Below are 23,913 nucleotides of genomic sequence, written 5' to 3'. Positions count from 1 at the left end.
CCCGCGCCCCGCTGCCGCCCCGAAACGGCCCGCCCGTCACCGCTCCGCGCCCTTCCCGCCATCACGCGTCTGCGCCAGCATCAGCGCAGCCCACGCCCCCACACCACCGGACTCCGCGCTCGCCGGCAGATCCATGCCCCACGCCGCGAGGAACACCCGCCGCGCGTGCTCGACCGCCCGCCGCGAGTCCCCCAGGATCTCCACGCGCGCCGCGTTCCGGACCGACTGAGCGAAGGCCACAGTCCGCGGGATGTCCTGCGGCCACAGCCCCTGGCCGACCGACACCCGGACGACACCGCCGTCCCGGACCGTCGGCATCGCCTCCCCGGACACGTCGCCCTGTGCCCGATACCGGCCCGGCCGCTTCCCCACGAACGTACGGATCACCGGCCGACCCTCCGGCCGCTCCTCGACACCCGTCACCGGTCTCCCCGCCCTTCCTCAGCCTCCAGACGACCCGCGATCCGGCCAGCCGTCTGCAACGCCACCACAGGCACCGACGGCGCCCCGAACCCCAGAAAGCACGACGCCAGCACCACCAGCGCCGACAACGCCTCCTCCGCTGGCGTCTCGCCGAGAAGCTCGGCCTGCGGAATCTCCAACCCACTGTTCGACGCGGTCACCAGAGCGACGGCCGCTTGCAGACCCCGCCGCGAGATCTCCTCACCGGGCATCACACACCCCCATCCGCAGCCGCCAGCGCGCGAAGATGCCGCGGAACCACCTCAGACACCCGGGCCTGCTGCTCCGGCGTCAGACCCAGCTCGCCGAGGATCGCCCGGATCGCCTGCGCCACCAGAGCGCCCTGGGCCTCCGCCAGACCCACCTGACGCGCCTCCAGGCCCAGCTTCACCATGTCGGCCAGCACCCGGGCCGCACGGTCCAACGCACGCTCGTACACGGCCACCTCAGCGCGTAGCTGCTCCGCACCGGTGGCCCCGACGTACCGCATCGACGACAGCCCCTGCACGATCCGAGCAGCCGCATCCTTCATCGCGACGACCTCGCCAGCCACACGCTGCAACTCGGCAGCCGGATCCGTCACCGGCCGCGCCTCACCCAGCTCGGCCAGCAACAGGCGCGCCTCACGCTCCACACGCACCCGCTCAGCGGCCACCACCTGGTTCTTCGTCGCCCCGCCATGCAACTTGCAGCGCCCGACACCTGGATGATCCGTCCCCCACCCAGCCGGCCGCCCACAGGTGCCAAGTCCCTGCCGCTTCTTCGCCCCGCACTGCGTCAGGTCATGACGGGTGCCGTTTTCGTCAAAGGTCATGACAGTCCTCACGCCCCGCCCGACTGGTCCAGGCCGAACGCCTCGGCGAGCGCGGCCTGCTCCATCTCGTCGAGCTCGGTCTCGGTGAGCAGGCCGAGCGCCGTGACGGCCGCCTGCAGAAGACGGACATCGGCCGACGTGGGGGCGCTCTGGGACGCGTCCTCGAGGGCGTCGGCGCCGAGCTGGCGCAGCTGGCGGACGGGGGTGGCACCCGGGATGTGGCTGAGGTCGCGAAGGGCGGCCCGGGCGGGTTCCATGGCGTCGCCGGGACGATCGGGGGTGGTGTTCATGGGGTTCCCTCCGTGAGGGGTCGGTCGATGAGGTAGCGGGCGCCGCACGGTCCACGGCGCACGCCGGCGTTAAGGTGGCGGTGCACTGCGCCGCAGCGCGGGCAGTCCACGAGCAGCTGCTCGCGGCCGGCGGTGACGAGCGGTCGGCCAGTCACCTGGGTGGGGTGGTCACGGGGCATTGGGTGGTCCTGGGGGTGTGGGTGTCGGAGGCTGAGGCGCGGCGTTCGCGACGGCGCCAGCGCAGCTCGGCGATGAGCGGCCAGGCTGCGACGGCGATCAGGGCGATGTCGTCGCCGAAGGCGAGGAGCGTGAGTGTGTGGCGGGTCATGACGGTGGGGCCTCCGCGTGAAGGTCATGAGGGTCGAGGGTCAGGCCGCCGCGGCGGGGGCGGTACGGGGCCGTTCGGCGCGTACGAGCCACTGCAACTCGCAGCTGCTGTCAGGGCAGCGGAGGACGTCATAGGGGCTCCCAGCGACGGTGGCGGTCCCGACGCGCCTGACGGTGCGCTGAGCCCGGCAGGACGGGCACAGGACGCTGCGGAACGGTGTGGCTGCCATGGGGGTCCCTTCGTTGTTTTCGGCCAGGCGGGCGAGCTTCTGCGCGTGCCTGCGCTCGAGGCCGGCGGCCCGTGCGGCGGCGAGTTCGGCCCGCTCCCGGCGCTTCCGCTCTTCCTCGGCGCGGGCACGGGCGATACGGGCGGCGATCTGTTGCTCCACGTAGCTGCTCATGCGGCGGTCCTCCGGAAGCCTGGAGAGTCGGCGACGTCGTCGAGGTCGACCGGAGCGTCCACAGGCCAGCCGCCACGACGTCTCTGCGGCCAGTTGCGGCAGTCGCGGAACCAACAGACGACGAGGGCGGACTGCTGCCAGCCGAGACGGCGGTAGAGCGGCTCGACGGCCTTGTGCAGTTCGCTGCCGCCGGGCTGGCCGTACACAAACGACCGCAGTGCGGTGGCGACGTCTACGGCACCAGTCCAGGTGAGTTGCCCGACCAGGTCCCGCGCGAAGTCCGCATAGCTGTACCGGCCGTCTGCTCGTACGCGGTCGGCGAGCATGAGCCAGGGGGTGATGTCCATGGCTGACCCTCAGCATCCGACGTGGCGGTCGTGGCCGAGGGCGGCCCATTCAGCGTCGAGACGCGTGTGGCATACGGCGCACTCCGGTCCCTCCTGCACCACCGGTCCTCTCCCTAGGGAGAGGGGAGAGGACCGCCGGTTTTTTGGTGCCGGTCCTGAGCGGTCCTCGACCGGTCCGGGACCGGTCTGATCTGCGGTTTCGTCTGGTCCGGTCCTGTCGTTCGGGACCGTTTCTGTTACTGACGGGTAGGACCGGTCTCGGGACCGATTCTTCCGGATGGCCGCCGCCTCGTTCAGGCGGTCGCTTCCGGCCTTGAATCCGAGCCTCTGGCACTCCGCGACGAGCCTTCGGCGGCCGTACTCCACGGGCACGCCAGCCTCGTCGAGTCGCTGCACGATCCACTCGACGCTGCCCTCGGGAGCTGGCAGCGGCCCAGCCTGCGGCCTGTCCAGGGACTCCAGCACCAGGGACGTCACGGGGCGGCCGTCGGGCTTGAACTCGCCGTCCAGGGAGATCTTCTTCAGCCCGAACTGAAGGTCGCCGTCCTGGTCCTCGTCCTTCTGCTTGGCGGACTTGATGGTGAGGACCGTGTTCGGGATCCGGTCGCCCTTCTTCGACACGTGCAGCTCGGACTGGAGCGCGCCCTTCACCGCCGAGGCGCCGCGGCCGTGCTCGCCGACGTGGCCGGTGTGGTGAACGAGTGTGACGCAGGCACCAGTCGAGATCCGTAGCTGGTCCATGCGGTCGACGACGCGGCCCATCTCGGTGTTGGAGTTCTCCTCGACCCCGAGCGTGACGCGGGCCTGCGTGTCGATCACGATCAGGGCCGGACGGACACGGCGCATGGCCTCGATCAGTACGTCCCACTCCGGGCTCGCAGCCTGTACGGGCCGGGGCAAGAAGCGCACGTTGTCCATGCGCAGGCCGCGGTGCTGCTCCCATGCCCGCACCCGCTTACGGACGCCCTGCTCGCCCTCGGCGACGAGGTACACGACGGTGCCTTGGCGGACGTAGTGACCGTGCCACTTCATGCCGGTGCCGATGTGGCCGGCCATGTCGAGCAGGACGAAAGACTTGAAGGTGCCGGACGGGCCGATGATCCGGGCGAGCGTGTTCAGGGCGAGCAGGTCGCCGACGAGGGGTTCGAGCGGCTTAATCTTGTCGAGGCCGTCGGTGTCGAGGAGTTCGCCGAGCAGGCGCTCGACGGACGCTTCGAAGTACTCCTCAGAGGACGTGCCCTGCGGGCTCAAGTCGTCTCCTGAGCCGGGATCCTGGGGGTCCTCGGGGGCCGCATCGGCGTCGTCTCGTACCTCGACGAGGTCTCGGAGGGTGGCGCCCGTGGCCAGATGGTCAGAGAGGTCTTTGCCTGCGGCGGGCAGGTAGATGCGCCACGGGATACCGGCACGACCGAGGGAGTTGGCGACCTTCCGGGCATGCTTCATGCCCTCGCCATTGGGGTCCCGGTCGGCGACGATCCGCACTTCGGACGCGCCGTGGAGCATCTCGGTGTACCGCTCCTGCCACCCCATACCGGCGCCGCCCGGCATCGTGGTGGCGACCGCAGCACCGGCCTTGATGGCGTTGTCGGTGTCGGACTCGCCCTCGCACAGGGTGATGACGCCGCCGGCCTCCGCCTGGGCGCGCACCTCGGGCAGGTTGAGCAGCACCCGCTGTTCCTTCGGCGGGCTCTTCTTGTCGCCGTTGGGCAACTCCGGCCGGAAGTCCTTGGGGAAGTACTTGTGGACGTACTGGACGACGCTGCCGTCAACCTGCTTGTACGTCCAGGTCTTGACCCGGGTGCCGAGGCTCCCGTTGCTGGCTTTGGGCTCGTCGTGCAGGTCCGCCATGGTGAGACCGAGCGGAGCGAGGAAGTCCTCGACCGGGCACTCTTTGTGGCAGTGGATCAGGACGCGCTTGTCCTTGCCGATGCCGATGGAAACGGTGTCCGGGGCGTCGCCGTCGTGGCAGATGCCGCGTACACGGGCCATGCCGCCGCGCGGGATCACTCGTTCGCTGTGATCCCGCAGGGCGTCCATGACGCGCTCGAACGCGCTCACTCGGTGGTCTCCGTGCTGGTCAGTTGGCGGACGCGGTCGGCTGCTCGGCGCCTGCCAGCCGAGGCCTCGCGGCGGCGTAGGGCGATACGGGCAGCGGCAGCAACCGAGATGAGGTCCCTGTCGGTGTCGTCGAGCAGGCCACCCCGGCAGCCGCGCAGGGCGGTGTCGAGGTCGTCGACGAGGTCTCGCAGCTGGCCGTCGTCGAGGTCGGGGATCCTGGCGAAGGCCGCGTCCAGGTCGACGCTGGAGCCCTCCGCCGTGGTGGAGCGCTGCTGCTGGGACCGTGCCGCACACGCCACAGCCGCAGCCAATCTGTCTGTCGTACTCACGTACTTGCCTTGTCGCGAGGGCGGGGCGCGTTGAGGGTTGCCGGAAGGCCGCGCCTCGCGAGACGGAATGGTCAGTACCGGTGCCACCGCTCCCGCCTGGCCACGAGCGCCAGGCAGGGACGGCGGCCGGCGGTGCGGGTGGTCACCCGCGCGCCTCGTGGTCGGCGAAGACCCGGTCCGCCATGGCGTCGACCTCGTCGAGCATCCGCCGGATCTCGGCCGTCTTCGCGTGGACCGAGGCGGCGTCGTCGAACTCGGCGTTCCGCAGGTAGACGATCGCGGCGCGGTCCGAGCCGGACAGAGCGACCATGCCGGCGCTGAGGATCGCGTTGCCGTCGGCGTTGTCGATGACCCGGAGATCGTGGTTGTGGTGGTCGTAGTGGCCGGGCTCGGTCTCGGTGCAGTCGCGGAACACGGGGCAATTGCTGGCGCCCCTGGCGGCTTCCTGCCACTCGCACGCCTTCAGCGCGCCGATGATGCGGTCGACGTGCGCCTCGACGCGGGCGGCCTGCCCCGGGTCCTGGGGGACGTCGGTGTCGGCTCGGCTGGCCGGATCGGCGGCGTATGCGACGTGGCCGGTCGGGGTCAGATCGACGGCGGGGACGACGAAGGTGGTGGCCGCCAGCGGCGACGAAACCGTATTCTTCATGTGAAGCTCCCTTCGATCGGCCGCGCATATGGGACGGGCATCCCGCGCGGCCGTTCGGCATTCATGGGTGGATGTGTGGGCTTCCGGCCCTCAGCACTCGGCGTTGGCGCGCCAGCTGAGGGCCGTTCTCATGCGGCCGAGGCGGGCTCGGAGTCGGACGACCAGATGAGGACTCGGAGCCGCGCGACCTGCTCGGGGCAGAGCGGAGGAGCCGCATTCACGACGGCCTCGACGTGGCGCCAGTAGCGGGCGCCGGCCATGTCGCCCCGCGCTTCGCACTCTGCGGCGAGCTCCTCGGCGTTCACGCGGCCTCCGCGTTGCGCTCGCCGTTGAGCCATGCGACGACGTCGCGGCGGCGGTATCGGATGCGGCCTCCGCGGCCGGGGCTCAGCTTCGTGTACGCCGGCCCGTTCCCGAGGGAACGCCAGTTGGCGAGCGTCTTCTCGCTGACTCGCGCCATAGCGCCGGCCTCGCGTGCGGTCAGCCAGTCGTCTCCGACATCCGACAGCACGGAGATCAACCCTGAAGGCATGAAATCTCCCTTGATCCGTCTACGCATCACTTCGATGCGCTGACAGATCGAAGGTAATCCATGGAATGTCCGGGAAGCAAGTTGAGTTGCGGACGCATCATTTCGATGCGTACCTTGGGTGGGTGGCAGACGAGAAGAAGAACCCCTTGGGGTCCACCGGACAGCGGGTCCAAGCCAACGTGCTACGGCTCCGGGAAGCGCGAGGGCTGAGCAAGAAGGATCTAGCGGACAGAACCCGCGAGCTCGGCCGGCCTATCCCGCCGCTCGGGATCTCCCGGATTGAGGCAGGGACTCGCCGCGTCGATGCGGATGACCTCGTCGCGCTCGCCGACGCCCTCAACGTCTCGCCGGCGACACTCCTGCTTCCGGCCACCTTTGGCGACGATCCGGTCAAGCTCACTGACAACCATGAGGTCACCAGCCGCACGGCCTGGCAGTGGAGCGCAGGGCAACGGCCAGCGATGGACTGGGAACCAGGCGAAGGGGTCAGCCTGGCTGAGCCTGGCGCGGATCCCGCCATGGCACGGGAGGCGTACGAACGGGAGCAGGAGTACGACCGCCGGCGAGCCGAGTACATGACTCTGGCACTCCCCCAGGGGCTCCGTCGCACCGCAGATCATCCCCTCGTGCGTTTGACCCAACAGCTTGAGGGACTTGTCGAGGACATCGTCGGACCGCGAGGTGACCGCGATGACCGCGCAAGGTGGTCCCGGATGGCGCTCCGCCGGGTCGAGCAGCTCAGGCTCAACCTCGAAGAGGTCGGCGAAGCACTGACCCACGGGGATGGCCTGGACGAGGTCAAGCGCCAGTACCCCGGGATGATCTCTCACGTCCAGGTCGGCGCGGATGGCACGGTCACGAACGTCTCTGAGCCGACAGGCGAGGGTGCCAACGCTGAAGACCAGTAACCCCGCCTCAGTTCCTCCGCCACGGATGGGAGCGGCCGGCGTCGCCGACCGCCGCAGCCGAGAGCAGTACCGCCCCGGCCTCGCTCAGGTCCAGCACCGCGGCGAGCGCGTGCGCCACCTCGACGGACGGGCACCGCTCGCCGCGCTCCAGTTTGCTGACGTAGTCGGGCCCGACGCCGAGCACCGCAGCCACCGCACCCTGAGAGAGGCCGACGATCTCGCGCGCCTGCCGCAGTGCACCCCCGAGCCCGACCGGTGGAACTCGCCGCTCCCGCATAGCCGTTGATTGCATACAGTCGACGATACGCGCAGCATCCCCGGATCGGGTGAAACAGCCATGGCCCTAGGGCCACCCCACCTATATTGGATAATCTCGGTTATCCAATAGCTACGGGGGAGTTGAGCCGTGAACCTACCCGCACCTCGGACCGCCACCGGAACCGAAGTCTCGACGGCCCGTCATGACCCGCGCGACGACTGGCCCGCCGAGGCCCGCGAACTCCGCGACGAACTCGCAGATACCTATGGGGCGGACGACCCGTTGCCCGACCTCGCCGGCGCATGGATCGCCCGGCAGCGTTCTGCCAACACCCGACGCGCGTACGCCCGTCGATTCCGCGCGTGGGAGGCCTACGCTCGCTCCGCTGGCGTCCATCCGATCGAGGCCCGGCTACCGCTCGCCGACGCGTACTCCAGGCACCTGGAGAGCGCGCCCACCCTCGTACGCGTGAAGGGAGGTCGGCGCGGCGAGACTGCACCGGCCGGCAAGCCGCTGTCGCCGTCCGGCCGGGCTCAAGCTCTGTCGGCCGCCGGGTCGTTCTACACCTACGCGGCCCGGCTCGGCGCTGTGCCGGCGGACCCGTTCGCCGCTGTCGGCCGCCCGGACATCGACCCCGACCACTCCCCCACCGAGGGCCTCACCCAGGACGAGACCGCCCGGCTGCTGGAGACCGCACGGGACTGGTCGCCACGCTCGTACGCGCTCGTCGCACTGCTCTACCTCCTAGGCCCGCGCGTTGACGAGGTCCTGGCGCTCAACGCCGAGCAGCTCGGCTACGACCGCGGGCACCGCACGCTGCCGCTGCGACGGAAGGGCGGGCGCGTCCAGGCCGTGCCCGTGCCGCCTCTGGCTCTCGACGCGCTCCTGACGTACCTCGACGGCCGTGGGTCCGGGCCGTTGTTCACCACCAGCTCCGGCCGCCGCTGGTCCGAGCCGGAGGTATGGACACACCTGCGCGTGCTCGCCCGCCGCGCCGAGCTGCCGCAAGCCAACTCCATCAAGCCGCACGCGCTCCGGCACGGGTTCATCACGGATGCTCTCGACGCCGGAGTGCCGTTGCACGAGGTGCAGGACGCGGCCGGCCACCGGGACCCGCGCACCACCCAGCGGTACAACCGGCGCCGCGGACGGCTCGACGGGCACCCGGCGTACAAGGTTGCCGCCGCCATGGCGGAGCGCCTGGAGAGCCGAGAGGCCTGACGCAGGAAGGCCCGGCGGGATCCCCGGCCGGGCCAGTCGCCGCGCTCGTAGGTCACCCTGGGTGCTTCCAGTCGATGCGCACCCCGGCCGGGTCGAAGTACGTCTTCGTCACGCCCGGCTGGAAGCCCGCTGGCCGTCCTCGGCGCGCGGGCAGGACCGTGACCGTCATCAGGGCGTCGATGATCGCCCGCTTCTTGTCGAGGTGCCAGTCGGGCCACTCCTCGACAACCCGGTCCGTACCGAGCGGGAGCCCGGCCAACACGTTGTGCTGCGCCTGGGCCTCCATCTGGGCCTCTATCTTCTCCAGCCGCTTGCGGGTGAGAGCGGTCCCGTCGAGCATCTGCTGCCGGGTGATGAGGTCCTCGGCATAGTCGGCCGCCAAGCCGTCCAGCTTGCCGCGCAGGGCGTTCGCCGTGGCCGCCAGGTCCTCGCGGTTCTCGGACGGCTGAGAGGGCGGCAGGAGGACGCTGGCGGCGTCCGGGCGGGACAGGCGGACGAGGACGAGGTTCGTGATGTGCTCGTCGAGCGGCGCAGCGACCCGGGTCACATGCTTGCCGCTACGGCACCGGTACGCGGGCACGTGATGGTTGCGGCTGCCCCTGCCCGACGTCGAGCAGCGCATCGTCTCGTCGCACCCGGGGGTGCCGCACCGGTACAGCCCCGATCCGAGCCAGACGCGGGCGTTGCCGGGCGTCGTCCGCCGCTCCGGGCGTTCGAGGACGGCTTTGCATGCCCGCCATTTGTCCTCGGACACCAGGGGTTCCCAGGAGGCTTTGCCGACAATCTCACCCCTGTGCTCCATGAGTCCGGCGTTGCGGGGCCGCAGGAGCATTTTCCGCAGCTCCTCGCCCGTCCACTCGCGGGACTCTGGCTCGCCGCGGGTGCCGTCCGGCTGCTTGTACCTGCGGGGAACTGTGCGGACGCCCTGGGTGGCGAGTGTGCGGCAGATGGATCGGAGGCTATCTCCGGCGATGACCGCATCGGTGGCGGCGCGCACGTGCCGCGCCTCGTCCTCCCGGATTGTCACGCCATCGGCCTCATATCCGAATGGGCGTGGTCCGCCGCGATATTCGCCCTTGGCGAGGTTGTCGGCCTTCGCATCACGGACGCGCTCGGAGATCTGCTCCGTCTCGTGCTGGGCATCCACGGCGGCCCGCAGGGCGTCCCGACGGCCGTCGGCCGTGGACAAGTCATAGCGACCCTGTTTTACCGTCTCGACTTCAAGGCTCTTCTCGGCGATGAGCTTGAAGAACTCAAGCCCGTCGTCGAGGCGCCGGTAGAAGCGGGTGGGGGCGAGGGCGAGAGCGCCGTCAGCGTGGCCGGCGCGGAGGAACGCGAGCATCTTCAGGTAGTCCGGGCGCGGCTTTCCGGAGTACGCGGACCGGTCGTCGTCGGTGAAGACGGCGACGACCTCGTCTCCGTTCTTGCCGGCGAGCTGGCGGCACTGCCGTTCTTGGCGGTCGACGCCGTTCTGCCGGCCTTCGCGGTCGTCGGAGATCCTCGCGTAGATGACCATGCGGCGTGGGGGTCGGTCGGGGGCGTTCTGCATGGCCCAAGCGTAGGGCGTAAAAGTGTCTGCGCGCCAGCATTGACAGGTCGAAGCCGGAGCCGGCTTTGGGCACCGACGCCGGGCTGAGGCCGACGGTGAGCTTCTTCTGCGGCCACTCGCCGCCCGAGTTCACCACCGCTGCCCGGACCCGGTCACGGCTCTCCGACAGGCTTTTGTCCGGGAGGCCCACCAGGGTGAAGGCGGCGACGCCTGGTTCCAGGTCGGCCTGGACCTCGACGACCACTCCCTCGACGCCGACCAGGGCCACCGAGCAGGTGCGGGCGAATCCCATTCAGGCCACCCCCCGCGCGTGCTCGACGGACGGGGCGCCACGGCGGGGCAGGAGGACGCCGACGAGGTCGATGCGGACCCCTCCCGGTGGGGCTCCGCCGTGGGCGTGGATCCAGCGTTCGGCCAGGCCCCGCAGCCGTTCGGCCTTCTCGGGGGTGACCGCGGCCATCGGATGCTCGTAGGAACCGCCCCTGCGGGTCTTCACCTCGCAGACGACCAGGACGTCGCCGTCCCTGGCCACGATGTCGATCTCACCTGTCCTGCCGGAGCGCCAATTGCGCTGCAGGACCGTCATTCCGGCCTGGACCAGCCGTCGCGCGGCCAGGTCCTCGCCGTACTTGCCGAGTGCACTGCGTGCCTTGCTCATGTCGGCACCACCTCCGGCGCCAACGGTCACGCGTTCCCGTCCAAGATGTTGATCTTGGTGGGTTACTCAGCGGTTGTGGAAAACTCCGTCACCCACCCGGAAGCTCCAGGTCGCTCTTGTTCAGCTCCTCGATGTTCACGTCCTTGAACGTCAGCACGCGGACCTGCTTGACGAAGCGCGCCGGGCGATACATGTCCCAGACCCAGGCGTCGGCCATGGACACCTCGAAGAACACCTCGCCCTGGACCGAGTGCACCTGCATCTCGTAGTCGTTGGTGAGGTAGAAACGCCGCTCGGTCTCGATCACGTATTTGAACAGACCGACGACATCTCGATACTCCCGGTAGAGCTTCAGCTCCATCTCGGTCTCGTACTTCTCGAGGTCCTCGGCGCTCATGGCATGTTCCCCTTCAGCCGTGCGATCCCACCATTGTGCGCCAGTCCCGGGTGACCTCAGACGATTTCCGTGTCGAGGGTCTCGGGCCCGGCCGGGGGACCTTCGTCGAGCAGCCGCTGGAGCAGCTCGGCGAGTCTGGTCGGATACACCGTCTCATGTGCCCGGGTCAGTTCCTGACACGTCCACCAGCGTGCTCCGGCGACACTGCTCCGCTCCAGCTCCGTCAGCGCGGCCGGCGCGGTCGCCGTCTGCGTCGTACGGGCCAGGTAGTACCACTCGTCCTGGTCCCAGCGGCGGCCCGCGAAGGGGAAGGAGCACCTGCGCCGCCACAGCACCGGGCCGAGTTCGACCTCGGTGATGCCCGTCTCCTCGGCGAGTTCCCTGAGTGCGGCCTCCTCACGGGTCTCGGCGCCCTCCAGACCGCCGCCGGGAGTGAACCACCAGTCGTCGGCCGGGTTCCCCGGCTCATGGCCGTGCAGGAGCAGGATGCGGTCCTCGGGGTCGAGGAGGACCACCCGGGCCACCTTGCGCAGGCCGCCCTCGTACGTGTCCTCGTCCGTCCGCGTGGGCTCAGCGGGCACCGGCCGCCTCCGGGCGGGCCGTACGGGCGCGGGAGCGGCCCAGGCGGCTCGCGATCGGGCCGTAGGCGCCGCCGGCCAGGACCAGGACGGCGCCGGCGGCGATCAGCAGCTCGATGGTGCTCAGCGGGCCGGGCTGGGAGAGGGTGCCGAGGGCTTCGAAGCCGGTGGGCCGCCCCAGCTTGCCCTTCCAGGGCCATACGACGGCGTCCACGCGCGCGGAGACGGCGTCACGGGAGACCGTGCCCTGGGCCGCGTCGGTGAGGTGGGCCGTGGAGTCCAGGGAGCCCTGGCGCTCGTCACCGAGCAGGAACAGGCGGCCCTCGGGGACGGTCACGGTCGGGAAGTTCTTGAACTCGGCCAGGCTGCCCTTGGGCAGGTACGGCTCGTCGATCTGCTTGCCGTTGACGGTCAGCTTGCCGTTCGTGCAGCAGGAGACGGTGTCGCCGCCGATCGCAACGACCCGCTTGACCACCTTGGCGTTGCTGACCCAGCTCTTGTCCTCGAAGACGACGACGTCACCGCGGCGTATGTCGTCGCCGTGCACACGCTGGGCCAGCACCCGGTCGCCGGCGTCGATGGTCGGGGTCATGGAGCTGGTGGGCACGGTGTACGGCCGGTAGCTCACCGCTGCCCAGGCGAATCCGCCGAGGAACAGCACCAGACCGAGTGCGACGACCACCCCGGACAGCCGCTGCCCTGCCCCTTGCCTGCTCTGACCACTCATGGACCGGGACCCTACCGGGCGGTACCTGGGCTTGCCCACCCACCCGGGCGACTCCGTCGAGCGGCCGGTCGCTCAGTCCCGCTCCGCCTTCACCGACCGCCTGCGCCGCCACACCGCCACCGGCAGCACCGCCGTGAGGGCCGCGCCCTCCGGGGCCACCGTCAGGGCGGCGGACGCCGAGGTCTGCTGGGAGATGCCGGGCTGGTCGAAGGTGTCCGGGATCGGCAGGGTGCCCCAGCGGTTGATCGGCCAGGCCTTGACGATCGCGCGGCCCACGACATCGCCGACCGGCACCATGCCGTGGTGCTTGTCGGTCTGGTTGTAGCGCGAGTCGCGGGAGTTCTGGCGGTGGTCGCCCATCACCCAGATGTAGCCCTCGGGGACCTTCACCTTGAACTGGCCGCCCTGGTCGTCCACGCTGCACGGGGTGTTGCCGGGGTAGACGTACGGCTCGTTCAGCGCGTGGCCGTTGACCAGCAGCGGGCCCGAGTTCTTACACTCGATCGTGTCGCCGCCGACCCCGATCACACGCTTGATCAGGTCCTTCTCCTCCGCCGACGGCATCAGGCCGATCCAGCTGAGGACCTTCTGCACCGGGTTCGGGTTCGGCGCCGGCTCGCCCGCCAGCCAGTTGTCCGGGTCGTGGAAGACGACCACCTCGCCGCGCTCGGGCTTGGAGCCGAACCACGGGGTGAGCTTGTCGACCAGGACGCGGTCGCCCTGCTGCAGGGTGTTCTGCATCGAGTCGGACGGGATCGAGAACGCCTGCACCAGGAACGTCTTGATCAGCAGCGCCAGGACCAGCGCGATGCCGATGAGGATCGGCAGCTCCTTCCAGAAGGAGCGTGGTTTCTTCGGCGGGCGGGCGGCCTCGCCCGCACCCGCGTCGTCGGTCCGGGGCTGCTGCTCGTCGTCCGGCGTGCGGTCGTCGTCCGCCGCCGCGTCATTCCCGGAGGTCATGGCGCCTTCCGGGCCGGGTGCGTTGGCTTCCACGGGGTGCCCGCGGTGCTCCTCGCCGTCGTGTCCCGACCGTGCGCCAACCGCCACATCCCCCACGCCAACTCCTTACTCTGTGCCGCCGCCTGCCCGTGATACGGCGCAGGCCCACCACTCCCATAACGAGCGGGAGTTCCGCAGGGGTCGGGAGCTGGGTGATTCCGTTCGGATTCTCGGGGGCAACCCTATGCGACAGCCCGGGAGCGGCGGTCGTACCCGACACGGAGTGGGCGACGCTTGCGAAGGTTTTAGGTTCCTGAAGGCGTGTCCAGTGGCCGAGCGGCCAGCCGATGGCGACGGCCCGGCCCACGACGGACTTCTCCGAGACCGTGCCGCCGTACGGCGTGTTCATGTGGAAACGGGAGTCGGCGGAGTTGCCCCGGTGGTCGCCCATCACCCACAGCCGGCCCTTGGGGACCGTGATGTCGAAGCGCATGGCGGACGGGGCGTCACCCGGATAGATGTAGTTGCCCTCGGTCAGCGGGACGCCGTTGACGGTCATCCTTCCTTGCGCGTCACAGCACTTCACATGGTCGCCGCCGACCCCGATGACCCGCTTGATCAGGTCTTTCTCGTTGTCGGAGGGCAGCAGGCCGATGAAGGTGAGGCCCTCTTTGACCTGCTTGACGACGACGGGGTCGTTCTTCTTGGTGGTCTGCTCGTCCGCCAGCCAGCCGCCCGGGTCGTGGAAGACGACGACGTCCCCGCGCTCGGGTTTGGAGCCGAACCACGGGGTGAACTTGTCGACCAGGACGCGGTCGCCGATCCGGATCGTCTGCTCCATGGAGCCGGACGGGATCACGAAGGCCTGGACGAGGAACGTCTTCAGGACGAGCGCGATGAGGACGGCGACTCCGACCAGAAGGGGGATCTCCCGAACGGCTGAACGCCGGCGCTTGCGCTTGACCTTGCGCTGGAGTTTTCGCCGCTCCGCGCGCGTGCGGCCGCCGCCGCCGGGCGTGGAGGTGCGGCGTGCCCCGGTGGGCAGCAGATTGTCGGCGGGCGTGCTCGGCACCCCTCGCGGCTTGCCGCGGCTACCCATGGGCGCCTGCCGCGGAGGCAGCGGGCACGCGCGCGTAGGCGGAGGGCCGCGTCAGATGCGTCCAGTGGCCGTACGGCCAGACGATCCAGTCGGCCCGGCCGACGACGTCGCCGACCGGGATCATGCCGCCGCCGGGTGAGCCGAGGTGGTCGCGGGAGTCGCTGGAGTCGCTGCGGTGGTCGCCGAGGACGAACAGGCGCCCCGCGGGCACGGCGACGTCGAAGGTCACGCTCGAGGCGCTGTCCCCGGGATAGAGGAAGGCCGACTCGTCGACCACGTGGCCGTTCACCTCGATCCTCCCCTTCTTGTCGCAGCAGACCACATGGTCTCCCCCCACACCGACAACGCGCTTGATGTAGTCGGCGTCCCCGAAGTAACCGGTGCCGTCGAACACGATCACATCGCCGCGGCGCGGCTGGGCACCGAAACGGTACGCCAACTTATTTACGAGAACGCGGTCGCCGATCCTCAAGCCCTGTTCCATGGATCCGCTCGGAATCTGGAACGGTTGCACCACGAAAGCGTTGAGGACCAGCAAAAACGCCAGGCAGAGGAAGAGGGTGAGGGTGATCCGGCCGCCCGGCAGCCACTCGGCGATCCGCGACACCAACGCGAAACGCGACCGTCCCTCCGGCCCCGGGGAATCCGGGTGGGAGGAGCGGTCGCGTTCCGTCGGCTGTGCTTCGGTGTCCATCGGGGCGAGATGCTATCCCGCCCGGCTGTGGACACCGTCAAGCTGTGGGCGCCTTGCGAGCGCTCAGCTCTCGCGCTTCTCCTTGATCTTCGCGGCCTTGCCGCGCAGCTCACGGAGGTAGTACAGCTTGGCGCGGCGCACGTCACCACGGGTGACCAGCTCGATCTTCTCGACGATCGGGGTGTGCACCGGGAAGGTGCGCTCGACGCCGACGGAGAACGAGACCTTGCGGACCGTGAAGGTCTCGCGGACACCGGAGCCCTGGCGACGGATCACAACGCCCTTGAACTGCTGCACACGGGAGCGGTTGCCCTCGATGACGCGGACGTGGACGTTGACGGTGTCACCCGGACGGAAGGCCGGGAGGTCGCTGCGCAGCGACGCGGCGTCGACGGAGTCGAGCAGGTGAGACATTTCGTCTGCTTTCTTCGCTGATGCCACAGGTCATCAACGGAAACTAGGTGTACAAGAGGTCTGCCGTGCGGGTCGGGGCGGGCGTCGTGTCCCCCCGTGGCAGGGGCGCACGCCGGACGGACGCACAACAGCGGTCTATTCTTCCATGCCCCCGGCCCGCCGCCAAAATCGGCCGAACGGCTGACCTTCGGGGTCCGGTTCCCAGCCCAGGATGGACAGCATCTCGCGGTCCCTCTTGCCGAAGGCCTTGGGGTCGCAGCGCTCGATCAGATCGGGCCGGTTGGCGGTCGTACGTCTCAGGGCCTCGTCGCGGCGCCAGCGGGCGATCTTGCCGTGATGGCCGCTGAGCAGCACGTCGGGGATCTCCCGGCCGCGCCAGACGGGCGGCTTGGTGTAGACGGGGCCCTCCAGGAGGCTCGCCATCGCGCCGGGCGCGAAGGAGTCGTCGCGGTGGGACTCGGCGTTGCCGAGGACGCCGGGCAGCAGCCGCGCCACGGCCTCCGTGATGACGAGTACGGCCGCCTCGCCGCCGGCGAGGACGTAGTCGCCGATGGAGACCTCGTAGACGGGCACGCGCGTCGCGTACTCGTCCATCACGCGCCGGTCGATGCCCTCGTACCGGGCCGGCGTGAAGACCAGCCAGGGGCGCTCGGAGAGCTCGACGGCCAGTTCCTGGGTGAAGGGGCGGCCGCTGGGGGTGGGAACGATGATCGCGGGGGCCTGGGCGCCGGTCTCGTAGCCGTCGGCGAGGACCGTGTCCAGGGCGTCGCCCCACGGGTCGGTCTTCATGACCATGCCGGGGCCGCCGCCGTACGGCGTGTCGTCGACCGTGTTGTGCCGGTCGTACGTCCACGCGCGCAGGTCGTGCACATGGACGTTCAGCTGTCCACGCGCGCGTGCCTTGCCGACGAGGGAGACGTTCAGGGGTTCCAGGTACTCGGGGAAGATCGTGACGACGTCGAGGCGCATCAGGACTCTTCCCGGGTCGAGTCGATCACCGCGTGGTCGTCGATCAGGCCCGGCGGAGGCGCGATGACGGCCTTCTGCTCCTCCAGGTCGATCTCGGTGACGATCTCCTCCACGAAGGGGATCAGCACCTCGCTGCCGTCGGGGCGCTCCACGATGAACAGGTCCTGGGAGGGCAGGTGCGAGATCTCGGTGATCCGGCCGACCTCCTGCCCGTCCTCGGTGACGACGTCGAGGTCGATGAGCTGATGGTCGTAGTACTCGTCCTCGCCCTCGGGCAGTTCCTCGGGGTCGATCTCGGCGATCAGCAGGGTGTTGCGCAGGGCCTCGGCCGCGTTGCGGTCGGTGACGCCCTCGAAGCGCAGGAGGAGGCGGCCGCTGTGGACGCGCCCCGTCTCGATGGTCAGCGGTCCCGTGGAGGCGGGATCCGTGGCGAGTACGGCGCCGGGCGCGAGCCTGAGTTCCGGCTCGTCGGTACGCACCTCGACGGTGACCTCGCCCTTGATGCCATGGGCACGGCCGATCCGTGCGACTACCAGCTGCACCTGTCCAAATCTCCTGTCATACGACTGCGGGCCGGGGACGGCCCAGTGGCCCTCCCCGGCCCGAGCCGGTTGCGTTGAAGCGTCAGCGGACGTGGTCCACGTCGACGAGGTCGACACGGACACCGCGGCCGCCGATGGCGCCCACGACGGTACGCAGAGCGCGCGCGGTACGGCCGTTGCGGCCGATCACCTTGCCGAGGTCGTCGGGGTGGACCCGGACCTCCAGCACGCGCCCGCGGCGCAGGTTGCGCGAGGCGACCTGCACATCGTCAGGGTTGTCGACGATGCCCTTCACGAGGTGCTCAAGCGCCTCTTCGAGCATGCTGCTCAGGCCTCGGTCGACTCGGACTCAGCCGCGGCCTCGTCCTTCTTCTCAGCCTTCTTCTTCTGGGTGATCGCCTCACCCTTGCCCTCGTCGTCACCGCCGAGAGCCTCGAACGACGGACGCGCGGCCTTCGGCGCAGCGACGAGCAGCGGCGCGGGAGCCGGCTCGCCCTTGAACTTCTGCCAGTCGCCGGTCTTCTTCAGGATGGCGAGGACGGGCTCGGTCGGCTGCGCACCGACACCCAGCCAGTACGCCACACGGTCGGCGTCCACCTCGATGACCGACGGGTTGTAGGTCGGGTGGTACTTGCCGATCTCCTCGATGGCCCGGCCGTCACGGCGGGTACGGGAGTCGGCGACGACGATGCGGTAGTGAGGCGAACGGATCTTGCCCAGACGCTTCAGCTTGATCTTGACTGCCACGGGAGTGGGTTCTCCTGGTTTTGACGTGGTTGGGCACGGCGAGCTGCCGCGTGGGGTTGCGGTACCCGAGTGCCCGATGGACGCGTCAGCCGGAGGAGAGAGGGGTCCTGTGCGGCTGTCGAGTACAGCTAGCCATTGTGCCATACCCTGCGGGCCGCTTCGGGCCGAGGGTCTGTGAGCCGCGCCTGGGCATGCCGGTGCGGCACCCGGCGTGGAGGTGAGGTCACGTCGGGTGCGCTGCCCGGTGCTGTCGACGACGAGCCCGCTTCCGGCACCCACGAGATGCCGGCGTTCCGCGGCTCGGGTCACGCCGCTCCCGCGACCTCCGGGATTCTGAACGGCTTGCCGCAGCCGCCGCAGACGATCGGTGCCTGGGCCAGGACCGAGGGGACCACCCGGACGTTGCGACCGCAGTCGCAGACCGCCTTGACGCGGACGCCCCCGCCGGAGGAGCCGTGCCGGGCGGCCGGGCCGCGGAAGCTGCGGGTGGTGTCGGACGTCGTGGCCGCCGTGTGGGCCTTCAGCGCGCGCTGGAGCCGCTCGATCGTCGGGCGGTAGCGCCGCTTCGCCTCGGGGTTGAGCGTGACCAGGGAGAAGCCGCTGCTCGGGTGCGGCTCCTCGGGGTGGTCCAGGCCCAGCTCCTCGGCGATCGCCAGGAAGCGGCGGTTGTGGTACCGGCCGGCGCGGGAGGTGTCGCGGATCCCGCGGGCGGCCGCGATGCCGTGGACTGCCTCATGGAGCAGTCGCTCGAAGGAGAGCTCGTGCCCGCACGCGGACGACGACTCTCCGATCAGGGATTCTGGCGCGGCGAGGTCCGGCAGCTCGGGGTGGTACCGCTGAATGTCGGCCCACGCCTGCGCCAGCTCCGCGGCGAGAACAGGTGGTGTCTGTGTCGTGCTCACGTAATGACAACGAGCGGGAGCTCGAATGTGTTCCTATTCCGGGTCATCCCAAATAATTTGCACGTACCCGTCAGTTTGCCGCTGATGCGTCCTGACGAGGGCGGGTGCGCTGATCTGCGGAGAAGCCGCACAGCTCGTACCAAGCTGGTGCGTAGTCCGCCCTACGACCCGGCCATTAGTGCCCCGGGCGACGGCTGCGCAAGAGGCGTTTCGGCCGCGCTCGGCACACGGCCACACCTCGGTCAGCGTCCGTGACGGTCGTGACGTTACCGCGAGCCGTCCCCACTCCTGGCACCGGCCCGTCTTCGGGAACGGACACCGTACGGTCATCCAGATTGCCGGGATGTGAAATCTCGCCACAGACGCGACCAGACCCCAAGCAGGGCTCCACGACCTCTGGACGCCACCGCGAGCCGGGAGTTACCTGACATACGTGGGAAGTGCGCGCGCACGGCACGGGGGCCAGGCGACCGGGCGCGGCGGCGAACTGTCGGCGGATTGGGGCGCTCACCTATGACATCTACGCTCGTGCGGCAGCACACGGCTCACGCGGATTCCGCACCCCGCGTGGACCTGTGCGCACGCGCGCGTGACTGGTCCGAGATCCAGGAGCGGATGCTGGTGCCGCTCTACGAAGCCGTCCACGAACGGCTCGAAGTGGGCCCCGCCACCCGGCTCCTGGGCCTGCGCTGCGGCACGGGACTCGCACTGCTGATGGCGGCCGCGAGAGGGGCCACGGTCACCGGCGTGGACGCCTCCTCCCCCGAACGCCTCGGCCTCGCCCGCGAACGCCTGCTGCCACACTCCTCGCACGGCGTACCCGGGGGCGTGCCCGCACTGCCCGGCGGGCCCACCGAAAGTGGTCGTACGCGCGCGCGTGCGGGCGTGGAACTCGTCGCCGGATCACCCGCCGATGTGGGCGGTGACGCTGCTGCGTACAACCTGGTGACCGTCTTCGAGCCGGTCGGGTGTCTTGCCGAGGACTCCGAGGGGCTCGGGGAGTTGCTGGCGCAGGCCCTGCCGCTGGCCTCGCGGGGAGCCGCCGTGGTGCTGGCCGGGTGGGGGCCGCCGGAGCGGTGTGCCACCTCCTCGGTGCTGCGGGTGGCGGCCAAGCTCGCCGAACCGCTGCGGAGCACGGGCAGTTGGCGGCCGGCCCGGCGGGACGACCTGGAGGAGGTCGCGCAGCGGGCCGGGCTGAAGCCGGACGGCTCGGGGCGGGTCGCCTGCCCGTTCGGGTACGCCGACCTCGACAGCGCCGTACGGGGCCTGCTGTCGACGGGGCTGTTCGACGCGGCGATCGCGGCGACGGACGCCAAGCAGGTCGACAAGGAACTCACCGAGGCACTGCATCCGTACCGCCGCCCGGACGGGACCGTGTGGATGCCGAACGTCTTCCGGTACCTCGTCGCGCGCGTGCCCTGAGAAATCCCTAGGAATCGACGTCCTTCGTCAGGCGGGTGATCCCGGCGATCCGGTACGCGTCCGCCTCCTCCAGCGTCTCGTTCTCCAGCAGTGCCTGGGCGAGGGCGTCCAACTGGTCGCGGTGGTCGCGGAGTTTGCGGCACGCCTCCTCGTAGCACTCGTCCACGATCCGGCGCATCTCGGTGTCGATGACGTCCAGGGTCTGCGGCGCGGCGGCGAGCCCGTAGGCCTGCTGGGCGTCGTTCGGGAGCGCGGAGAGGCGGCCGACCTCCCGGCTCATGCCCCAGCGGGACACCATCCCGCGCGCGATGTTGGTGACCTGCTCCAGGTCGCTCTCGGAACCGGTGGTGATCACGTCGTAGACGACGTGCTCGGCCGCCATGCCGCCGAGCGCGCCGATGATCCGGCCGCGCAGGTACTCCTCGGTGTACGCGTACTTGTCCGCGTCCGGCGTGGAGAGCGTGACCCCCAGGGCCCGGCCGCGCGGCACGATGGTGATCTTGCGGACCGGGTCGGCGCCCGGCTGGAGCATGCCCAGCAGGGCGTGCCCGCTCTCGTGGTAGGCGGTGCGCCGGCGCTCCTCCTCGGGCATCACCAGCGCCCGCTCCGCGCCGAGCTGGATCTTCTCCAGGGCCTCGGACAGATCGGACTGGGTCACCACGGCCTGCTTGCGCTTCACCGCGAGCAGCGCGGCCTCGTTGGCGAGGTTGGCCAGCTCGGCGCCGGTCATGCCCGGGGTCGTGCGCGCCACCTGGGCGAGGTCCACGCCCGGTCCGAGGGGGATGTCGCGGGTGTGGATCGCCAGGATGGCCTCGCGGCCGCCGCGGTCCGGGGGCGAGACCTGGACGACCCGGTCGAAGCGGCCGGGGCGGGTCAGGGCCGGGTCGAGGATGTCGGCGCGGTTGGTGGCCGCGATGACGATGACGCCCTCCGAGCCGGAGAAGCCGTCCATCTCGGTGAGGATCTGGTTGAGGGTCTGCTCGCGCTCGTCGTGCCCGCCCACGGACGCGCCACCGCCGCGGGCCCGTCCGATGGTGTCGATCTCGTCGATGAAGATGATCGACGGGGCGACCTTGCGGGCCTCCGCGAACAGCTCCCGCACGCGCGAGGCGCCCACGCCCACGATCATCTCGATGAACTCGGACGCGGACGCGGAGAAGAACGGCACCCCCGCCTCACCGGCGACCGCGCGTGCGAGCAGCGTCTTCCCGGTGCCGGGCGCGCCCGCGAGCAGCACACCGCGGGGCATCTTGGCACCCATACGGCGGTAGGCGTCGGGGTTCTTCAGGAAGTCGACGACGTCGTTCAGCTCGCCCTCGACCTCGTCGATTCCGGCCACGTCGGCGAAGGTGGTGCGCTTCTCCCCCGGCACCAGCTCGACCGGCTTGGGCGGCGCCTTGCGGCCCAGCATGCCGCCCGCGCCGCCGATACCCGCGCTCATCCGCCGCGCGATGAAGATCCACACGGCGATGAGGATCAGCATCGGCGCCAGTGAGATCAGCAGATTGGCGAGAAAGCTGCGGTGCTGGACGACGGGCTGAGCCGTGACCGTGACGTTGTGCTTGGTCAGATTCGACCAGAGATTGTCGTTCGCGAAGGACGGCCGCTCGGTGTTGAACTTGGTGTATGTGCCGCCGCCGGGGTTCTTCTGCTCCTTCTTGAGCTGCCCCTGGATCGAGTCGCCCTTGGCGTAGATCTTGGCGACATTGCCGTCGTTGACCTGCTTGCTGAACTCGGTGTACGAGATCGTCGGCTCGTTCTCCTCGCCGAAGTACGACAGCACCAGGTTGGCGATCAGGTACACGATCAGCGCGGTCAGGATCAGCCGCCACCAGCCGCCCCGCATCTTCCGCCCGCCGGGCGGCTGGGGGGACGGCTCCTCCGGAGCACCTTCGGTACGCCAGGGCTGGTCGGGCGACTTGCGCGGCGGCGCGGGGTTGGTCATATGCGGACCGTACGACAATGACCAACCCCTGGCATGCCCAGCGGTGAACCCGGGGGCGAACTCAGCCCATGAACTTCTTGAACTCGTCCGGCAGCTCGAAGTCCTCGCCGCCCTGCTGCGGCAGTCCGAAGGCGCCGCCGGCTTGAGCGGCGGCCTCGCGGCGCTGGGCCGCCTCCAGCTCCTGCTGCTTGCGCTTCATCGGGTTGCCGGAGCGCTGCTTGCCCTTGGCCTGCTTGGGCTGCTTCTTGGTACGGCCGGGGCCGCCGCCCATGCCCGGCATCCCCGGCATCCCCGGCATACCGCCGCCCTGTGCCATGCGGGACATCATCTTGCGGGCCTCGAAGAACCGCTCGACCAGGTTCTTCACCGCGCTGACCTCGACACCGGAACCCTTGGCGATACGGGCGCGGCGCGAGCCGTTGATGATCGTCGGGTCCTGGCGCTCGCCCGGGGTCATCGACTTGATGATCGCGGCGGTGCGGTCGACGTCCCGCTCGTCGATGTTCTGGATCTGGTCCTTGATCTGGCCCATGCCCGGAAGCATGCCGAGCAGCTTGCTGATGCTGCCCATCTTCCTGACCTGTTCCATCTGGGCCAGGAAGTCGTCCAGGGTGAAGTCCTGGCCCTTCTTGGACGCCAGCTTCGAGGCCATCTTGGCGGCCTCTTCCTGGCTGAAGGTCTTCTCCGCCTGCTCGATCAGGGTGAGCAGGTCACCCATGTCGAGGATGCGGGAGGCCATCCGGTCCGGGTGGAACGCGTCGAAGTCGTCCAGCTTCTCGCCGTTCGACGCGAACATGATCGGCTTGCCGGTGATCTGCCGGATGGACAGCGCGGCACCACCGCGGGCGTCGCCGTCGAGCTTGGACAGGACCACGCCGTCGAAGCCGACGCCGTCGCGGAAGGCCTCGGCGGTGTTGACCGCGTCCTGGCCGATCATCGCGTCGACGACGAACAGGATCTCGTCCGGGCTGACCGCGTCACGGATGTCCGCGGCCTGCTGCATCATCTCCTGGTCGATGCCGAGGCGGCCGGCGGTGTCCACGATCACGATGTCGTGGACCTTGGACTTCGCGTGGTCGATGGAGTCCTTGGCGACCTGCACCGGGTCGCCGACGCCGTTGCCCGGCTCCGGCGCGAACACGGCGACACCGGCGCGCTCGGCGACGACGCTGAGCTGGTTGACGGCGTTGGGGCGCTGAAGGTCGGCGGCGACGAGCAGCGGCGAGTGGCCCTGCTCCTTCAGCCAGCGGCCGAGCTTGCCCGCGAGGGTGGTCTTACCGGCACCCTGCAGACCCGCCAGCATGATCACGGTGGGCGGCTGCTTGGCGAAGCGCAGACGCCGGGTCTCGCCGCCGAGGATGGTCACCAGCTCGTCGTTGACGATCTTGAGGACCTGCTGGGCGGGGTTCAGCGCCTTGGAGACCTCGGCGCCGAGGGCACGCTCCTTGACGTTCTTGATGAACGTCCGCACGACGGGCAGCGCAACGTCGGCCTCGAGGAGCGCGATGCGGATCTCGCGTGCCGTGGCGTCGATGTCCGCCTCGGACAACCTGCCCTTGCCGCGGAGGTTTTTGAAAGTCGCGCTGAGGCGGTCGGAGAGGGTATCGAACACGGTGGCGTCGGTCCTCGGGGTCGGAAGTGGTCTGGGCTGCCCTCCAGGGTATCTGGCCCGGCAAGGCAACGGTCCCCGCCCGCCGCATCAGGCGAGCGGAACGCTCCTCGCGGCCGTCGACG

Annotated in this window: 32 protein-coding genes and 1 pseudogene; 3 read left to right on the top strand and 30 right to left on the bottom strand. The window is 69.8% G+C overall.

The genetic code is table 11. From position 1 onward, the window contains the following. Positions 1–36: 36 nt before the first annotated feature. The 12 genes from ACH47Z_RS18145 to ACH47Z_RS18090 all read right to left on the bottom strand — a co-directional run bounded on the left by ACH47Z_RS18145 (position 37) and on the right by ACH47Z_RS18090 (position 6,209). A complete protein-coding gene (locus ACH47Z_RS18145; RefSeq protein WP_399074636.1) occupies positions 37–423 on the bottom strand; it encodes a hypothetical protein in 387 nt (128 codons plus the stop codon). Continuing rightward, positions 420–674: a hypothetical protein gene (locus ACH47Z_RS18140; protein WP_399074634.1), complete on the bottom strand. Its 255-nt coding sequence runs from the start codon at positions 672–674 to the stop codon at positions 420–422. The genes ACH47Z_RS18145 and ACH47Z_RS18140 overlap by 4 nt, the downstream gene beginning before the upstream one ends. Beyond that, positions 674–1,276 carry a hypothetical protein gene (locus tag ACH47Z_RS18135; RefSeq protein ID WP_399074632.1) on the bottom strand — a complete coding sequence of 201 codons (603 nt, stop codon included), beginning with the start codon at positions 1,274–1,276 and terminating at the stop codon, positions 674–676. The genes ACH47Z_RS18140 and ACH47Z_RS18135 overlap by 1 nt, the downstream gene beginning before the upstream one ends. A gap of 8 nt (positions 1,277–1,284) precedes the next feature. After that, positions 1,285–1,566 (bottom strand): hypothetical protein, encoded by a 282-nt coding sequence (locus ACH47Z_RS18130; protein WP_399074630.1) that lies wholly within the window; start codon positions 1,564–1,566, stop codon positions 1,285–1,287. A gap of 151 nt (positions 1,567–1,717) precedes the next feature. Continuing rightward, a complete protein-coding gene (locus tag ACH47Z_RS18125) occupies positions 1,718–1,894 on the bottom strand; it encodes a hypothetical protein (RefSeq protein ID WP_399074628.1) in 177 nt (58 codons plus the stop codon). A gap of 40 nt (positions 1,895–1,934) precedes the next feature. Then, positions 1,935–2,294: a hypothetical protein gene (locus ACH47Z_RS18120; protein WP_399074626.1), complete on the bottom strand. Its 360-nt coding sequence runs from the start codon at positions 2,292–2,294 to the stop codon at positions 1,935–1,937. Next, positions 2,291–2,641 (bottom strand): hypothetical protein, encoded by a 351-nt coding sequence (locus ACH47Z_RS18115; RefSeq protein ID WP_399074624.1) that lies wholly within the window; start codon positions 2,639–2,641, stop codon positions 2,291–2,293. Before ACH47Z_RS18115 ends, ACH47Z_RS18120 begins: the two co-directional genes overlap by 4 nt. A 9-nt stretch (positions 2,642–2,650) precedes the next feature. After that, entirely contained in the window at positions 2,651–4,699 is a 2,049-nt protein-coding gene (locus tag ACH47Z_RS18110; protein WP_399074622.1) for an AAA family ATPase, read from the bottom strand. Beyond that, positions 4,696–5,010 carry a hypothetical protein gene (locus ACH47Z_RS18105; protein ID WP_399074620.1) on the bottom strand — a complete coding sequence of 105 codons (315 nt, stop codon included), beginning with the start codon at positions 5,008–5,010 and terminating at the stop codon, positions 4,696–4,698. The genes ACH47Z_RS18110 and ACH47Z_RS18105 overlap by 4 nt, the downstream gene beginning before the upstream one ends. A 160-nt stretch (positions 5,011–5,170) precedes the next feature. Beyond that, a complete protein-coding gene (locus tag ACH47Z_RS18100; protein WP_399074618.1) occupies positions 5,171–5,677 on the bottom strand; it encodes a hypothetical protein in 507 nt (168 codons plus the stop codon). A 128-nt stretch (positions 5,678–5,805) separates the two neighbouring features. Next, complete coding sequence (locus ACH47Z_RS18095; protein ID WP_399074616.1) at positions 5,806–5,982, bottom strand: hypothetical protein; 177 nt, start codon at positions 5,980–5,982, stop codon at positions 5,806–5,808. Further along, the gene (locus ACH47Z_RS18090; protein ID WP_399074614.1) at positions 5,979–6,209 is read right to left on the bottom strand and encodes a helix-turn-helix domain-containing protein; all 231 of its coding nucleotides are present in this window, start codon (positions 6,207–6,209) and stop codon (positions 5,979–5,981) included. Before ACH47Z_RS18090 ends, ACH47Z_RS18095 begins: the two co-directional genes overlap by 4 nt. 122 nt (positions 6,210–6,331) lie before the next feature. On the opposite strand from ACH47Z_RS18090, the gene ACH47Z_RS18085 reads away from it, so the two are divergent. Then, positions 6,332–7,117, top strand: a complete 786-nt coding sequence (locus ACH47Z_RS18085) for a helix-turn-helix domain-containing protein (RefSeq protein ID WP_399074612.1) — start codon at positions 6,332–6,334, stop codon at positions 7,115–7,117. A gap of 7 nt (positions 7,118–7,124) precedes the next feature. Here the strand turns inward: ACH47Z_RS18085 and ACH47Z_RS18080 are convergent, their stop codons facing one another. Further along, positions 7,125–7,409 (bottom strand): helix-turn-helix transcriptional regulator, encoded by a 285-nt coding sequence (locus ACH47Z_RS18080; protein ID WP_399074610.1) that lies wholly within the window; start codon positions 7,407–7,409, stop codon positions 7,125–7,127. Positions 7,410–7,523: 114 nt separating this feature from the next. Here ACH47Z_RS18080 and ACH47Z_RS18075 point away from each other — a divergent pair, with 114 nt between their 5' ends. Then, positions 7,524–8,597, top strand: coding sequence for a tyrosine-type recombinase/integrase (locus ACH47Z_RS18075; protein WP_399074608.1), 1,074 nt, complete (start codon positions 7,524–7,526; stop codon positions 8,595–8,597). A gap of 52 nt (positions 8,598–8,649) precedes the next feature. On the opposite strand, the gene ACH47Z_RS18070 is transcribed toward ACH47Z_RS18075, so the two are convergent. The 15 genes and pseudogenes from ACH47Z_RS18070 to ACH47Z_RS18000 all read right to left on the bottom strand — a co-directional run bounded on the left by ACH47Z_RS18070 (position 8,650) and on the right by ACH47Z_RS18000 (position 18,812). Then, positions 8,650–10,113 carry a recombinase family protein gene (locus ACH47Z_RS18070; RefSeq protein WP_399074606.1) on the bottom strand — a complete coding sequence of 488 codons (1,464 nt, stop codon included), beginning with the start codon at positions 10,111–10,113 and terminating at the stop codon, positions 8,650–8,652. A 13-nt stretch (positions 10,114–10,126) separates the two neighbouring features. Beyond that, positions 10,127–10,438 (bottom strand): annotated as a pseudogene (locus tag ACH47Z_RS18065) (magnesium chelatase domain-containing protein); the annotation flags it as partial. Beyond that, positions 10,439–10,804, bottom strand: coding sequence for a YraN family protein (locus ACH47Z_RS18060; RefSeq protein ID WP_399074604.1), 366 nt, complete (start codon positions 10,802–10,804; stop codon positions 10,439–10,441). 88 nt (positions 10,805–10,892) lie between these two features. Beyond that, positions 10,893–11,201 (bottom strand): DUF2469 domain-containing protein, encoded by a 309-nt coding sequence (locus ACH47Z_RS18055; protein ID WP_003965949.1) that lies wholly within the window; start codon positions 11,199–11,201, stop codon positions 10,893–10,895. 56 nt (positions 11,202–11,257) lie between these two features. Continuing rightward, a complete protein-coding gene (locus ACH47Z_RS18050; RefSeq protein WP_399074603.1) occupies positions 11,258–11,782 on the bottom strand; it encodes an NUDIX hydrolase in 525 nt (174 codons plus the stop codon). Next, a complete protein-coding gene (gene lepB, locus ACH47Z_RS18045; RefSeq protein ID WP_399074601.1) occupies positions 11,772–12,506 on the bottom strand; it encodes a signal peptidase I in 735 nt (244 codons plus the stop codon). Before lepB (ACH47Z_RS18045) ends, ACH47Z_RS18050 begins: the two co-directional genes overlap by 11 nt. A gap of 72 nt (positions 12,507–12,578) precedes the next feature. Beyond that, complete coding sequence (gene lepB, locus ACH47Z_RS18040) at positions 12,579–13,562, bottom strand: signal peptidase I (RefSeq protein WP_399074599.1); 984 nt, start codon at positions 13,560–13,562, stop codon at positions 12,579–12,581. Next, on the bottom strand, positions 13,450–14,544 hold the full coding sequence (gene lepB, locus ACH47Z_RS18035; RefSeq protein ID WP_399074597.1) for a signal peptidase I: 1,095 nt from the start codon (positions 14,542–14,544) through the stop codon (positions 13,450–13,452). The genes lepB (ACH47Z_RS18040) and lepB (ACH47Z_RS18035) overlap by 113 nt, the downstream gene beginning before the upstream one ends. Beyond that, a complete protein-coding gene (lepB, locus tag ACH47Z_RS18030) occupies positions 14,537–15,238 on the bottom strand; it encodes a signal peptidase I (protein ID WP_399074595.1) in 702 nt (233 codons plus the stop codon). Before lepB (ACH47Z_RS18030) ends, lepB (ACH47Z_RS18035) begins: the two co-directional genes overlap by 8 nt. Before the next feature lie 63 nt (positions 15,239–15,301). After that, the gene (gene rplS, locus ACH47Z_RS18025) at positions 15,302–15,652 is read right to left on the bottom strand and encodes a 50S ribosomal protein L19 (RefSeq protein WP_361246133.1); all 351 of its coding nucleotides are present in this window, start codon (positions 15,650–15,652) and stop codon (positions 15,302–15,304) included. Positions 15,653–15,787: 135 nt separating this feature from the next. Then, the gene (gene trmD, locus ACH47Z_RS18020; protein WP_399074592.1) at positions 15,788–16,621 is read right to left on the bottom strand and encodes a tRNA (guanosine(37)-N1)-methyltransferase TrmD; all 834 of its coding nucleotides are present in this window, start codon (positions 16,619–16,621) and stop codon (positions 15,788–15,790) included. Next, complete coding sequence (gene rimM / locus ACH47Z_RS18015; RefSeq protein WP_399074590.1) at positions 16,621–17,163, bottom strand: ribosome maturation factor RimM; 543 nt, start codon at positions 17,161–17,163, stop codon at positions 16,621–16,623. The genes trmD and rimM overlap by 1 nt, the downstream gene beginning before the upstream one ends. A gap of 82 nt (positions 17,164–17,245) precedes the next feature. Then, positions 17,246–17,485, bottom strand: coding sequence for an RNA-binding protein (locus tag ACH47Z_RS18010; protein ID WP_003973401.1), 240 nt, complete (start codon positions 17,483–17,485; stop codon positions 17,246–17,248). Between the two features lie 5 nt (positions 17,486–17,490). Next, on the bottom strand, positions 17,491–17,910 hold the full coding sequence (rpsP, locus tag ACH47Z_RS18005; RefSeq protein WP_071370664.1) for a 30S ribosomal protein S16: 420 nt from the start codon (positions 17,908–17,910) through the stop codon (positions 17,491–17,493). 305 nt (positions 17,911–18,215) lie between these two features. Beyond that, complete coding sequence (locus ACH47Z_RS18000; protein WP_365180980.1) at positions 18,216–18,812, bottom strand: hypothetical protein; 597 nt, start codon at positions 18,810–18,812, stop codon at positions 18,216–18,218. A 513-nt stretch (positions 18,813–19,325) separates the two neighbouring features. Between ACH47Z_RS18000 and ACH47Z_RS17995 the strand changes: the two genes are divergently transcribed. Further along, on the top strand, positions 19,326–20,234 hold the full coding sequence (locus tag ACH47Z_RS17995; RefSeq protein ID WP_399074587.1) for a class I SAM-dependent methyltransferase: 909 nt from the start codon (positions 19,326–19,328) through the stop codon (positions 20,232–20,234). 7 nt (positions 20,235–20,241) lie between these two features. On the opposite strand, the gene ftsH is transcribed toward ACH47Z_RS17995, so the two are convergent. Together ftsH and ffh are read right to left on the bottom strand one after the other, a co-directional pair. Then, positions 20,242–22,179, bottom strand: a complete 1,938-nt coding sequence (gene ftsH, locus ACH47Z_RS17990; RefSeq protein WP_399074585.1) for an ATP-dependent zinc metalloprotease FtsH — start codon at positions 22,177–22,179, stop codon at positions 20,242–20,244. Between the two features lie 61 nt (positions 22,180–22,240). Further along, entirely contained in the window at positions 22,241–23,791 is a 1,551-nt protein-coding gene (ffh, locus tag ACH47Z_RS17985; RefSeq protein ID WP_399074583.1) for a signal recognition particle protein, read from the bottom strand. Positions 23,792–23,913 lie beyond the last annotated feature (122 nt).

It is taken from the genome of Streptomyces sp. NPDC020192 (genome assembly GCF_044388685.1).
Taxonomy (GTDB): domain Bacteria; phylum Actinomycetota; class Actinomycetes; order Streptomycetales; family Streptomycetaceae; genus Streptomyces.
The sequence above is the reverse complement of the archived record's forward strand: the minus strand, read 5'-3'. Positions and strand labels throughout refer to the sequence as shown.

Excerpts from the sequence above, each read along its gene's own strand:
- lepB (WP_399074595.1), bottom strand. The coding sequence starts at position 15,238 with ATGGACACCGAAGCACAGCCGACGGAACGCGACCGCTCCTCCCACCCG.
- ACH47Z_RS18060 (WP_399074604.1), bottom strand. The coding sequence starts at position 10,804 with ATGAGCAAGGCACGCAGTGCACTCGGCAAGTACGGCGAGGACCTGGCC.
- lepB (WP_399074601.1), bottom strand. The coding sequence starts at position 12,506 with ATGAGTGGTCAGAGCAGGCAAGGGGCAGGGCAGCGGCTGTCCGGGGTG.
- ACH47Z_RS18010 (WP_003973401.1), bottom strand. The coding sequence starts at position 17,485 with ATGCTCGAAGAGGCGCTTGAGCACCTCGTGAAGGGCATCGTCGACAAC.
- ACH47Z_RS18100 (WP_399074618.1), bottom strand. The coding sequence starts at position 5,677 with ATGAAGAATACGGTTTCGTCGCCGCTGGCGGCCACCACCTTCGTCGTC.
- ACH47Z_RS18120 (WP_399074626.1), bottom strand. The coding sequence starts at position 2,294 with ATGAGCAGCTACGTGGAGCAACAGATCGCCGCCCGTATCGCCCGTGCC.
- trmD (WP_399074592.1), bottom strand. The coding sequence starts at position 16,621 with ATGCGCCTCGACGTCGTCACGATCTTCCCCGAGTACCTGGAACCCCTG.
- ACH47Z_RS17995 (WP_399074587.1), top strand. The coding sequence starts at position 19,326 with ATGACATCTACGCTCGTGCGGCAGCACACGGCTCACGCGGATTCCGCA.
- ACH47Z_RS18130 (WP_399074630.1), bottom strand. The coding sequence starts at position 1,566 with ATGAACACCACCCCCGATCGTCCCGGCGACGCCATGGAACCCGCCCGG.
- lepB (WP_399074597.1), bottom strand. The coding sequence starts at position 14,544 with ATGGGTAGCCGCGGCAAGCCGCGAGGGGTGCCGAGCACGCCCGCCGAC.
- ACH47Z_RS18080 (WP_399074610.1), bottom strand. The coding sequence starts at position 7,409 with ATGCAATCAACGGCTATGCGGGAGCGGCGAGTTCCACCGGTCGGGCTC.
- ACH47Z_RS18070 (WP_399074606.1), bottom strand. The coding sequence starts at position 10,113 with ATGGTCATCTACGCGAGGATCTCCGACGACCGCGAAGGCCGGCAGAAC.
- ACH47Z_RS18140 (WP_399074634.1), bottom strand. The coding sequence starts at position 674 with ATGCCCGGTGAGGAGATCTCGCGGCGGGGTCTGCAAGCGGCCGTCGCT.
- rplS (WP_361246133.1), bottom strand. The coding sequence starts at position 15,652 with ATGTCTCACCTGCTCGACTCCGTCGACGCCGCGTCGCTGCGCAGCGAC.
- ACH47Z_RS18090 (WP_399074614.1), bottom strand. The coding sequence starts at position 6,209 with ATGCCTTCAGGGTTGATCTCCGTGCTGTCGGATGTCGGAGACGACTGG.
- ACH47Z_RS18115 (WP_399074624.1), bottom strand. The coding sequence starts at position 2,641 with ATGGACATCACCCCCTGGCTCATGCTCGCCGACCGCGTACGAGCAGAC.
- ACH47Z_RS18125 (WP_399074628.1), bottom strand. The coding sequence starts at position 1,894 with ATGACCCGCCACACACTCACGCTCCTCGCCTTCGGCGACGACATCGCC.
- ACH47Z_RS18135 (WP_399074632.1), bottom strand. The coding sequence starts at position 1,276 with ATGACCTTTGACGAAAACGGCACCCGTCATGACCTGACGCAGTGCGGG.
- ftsH (WP_399074585.1), bottom strand. The coding sequence starts at position 22,179 with ATGACCAACCCCGCGCCGCCGCGCAAGTCGCCCGACCAGCCCTGGCGT.
- ACH47Z_RS18055 (WP_003965949.1), bottom strand. The coding sequence starts at position 11,201 with ATGAGCGCCGAGGACCTCGAGAAGTACGAGACCGAGATGGAGCTGAAG.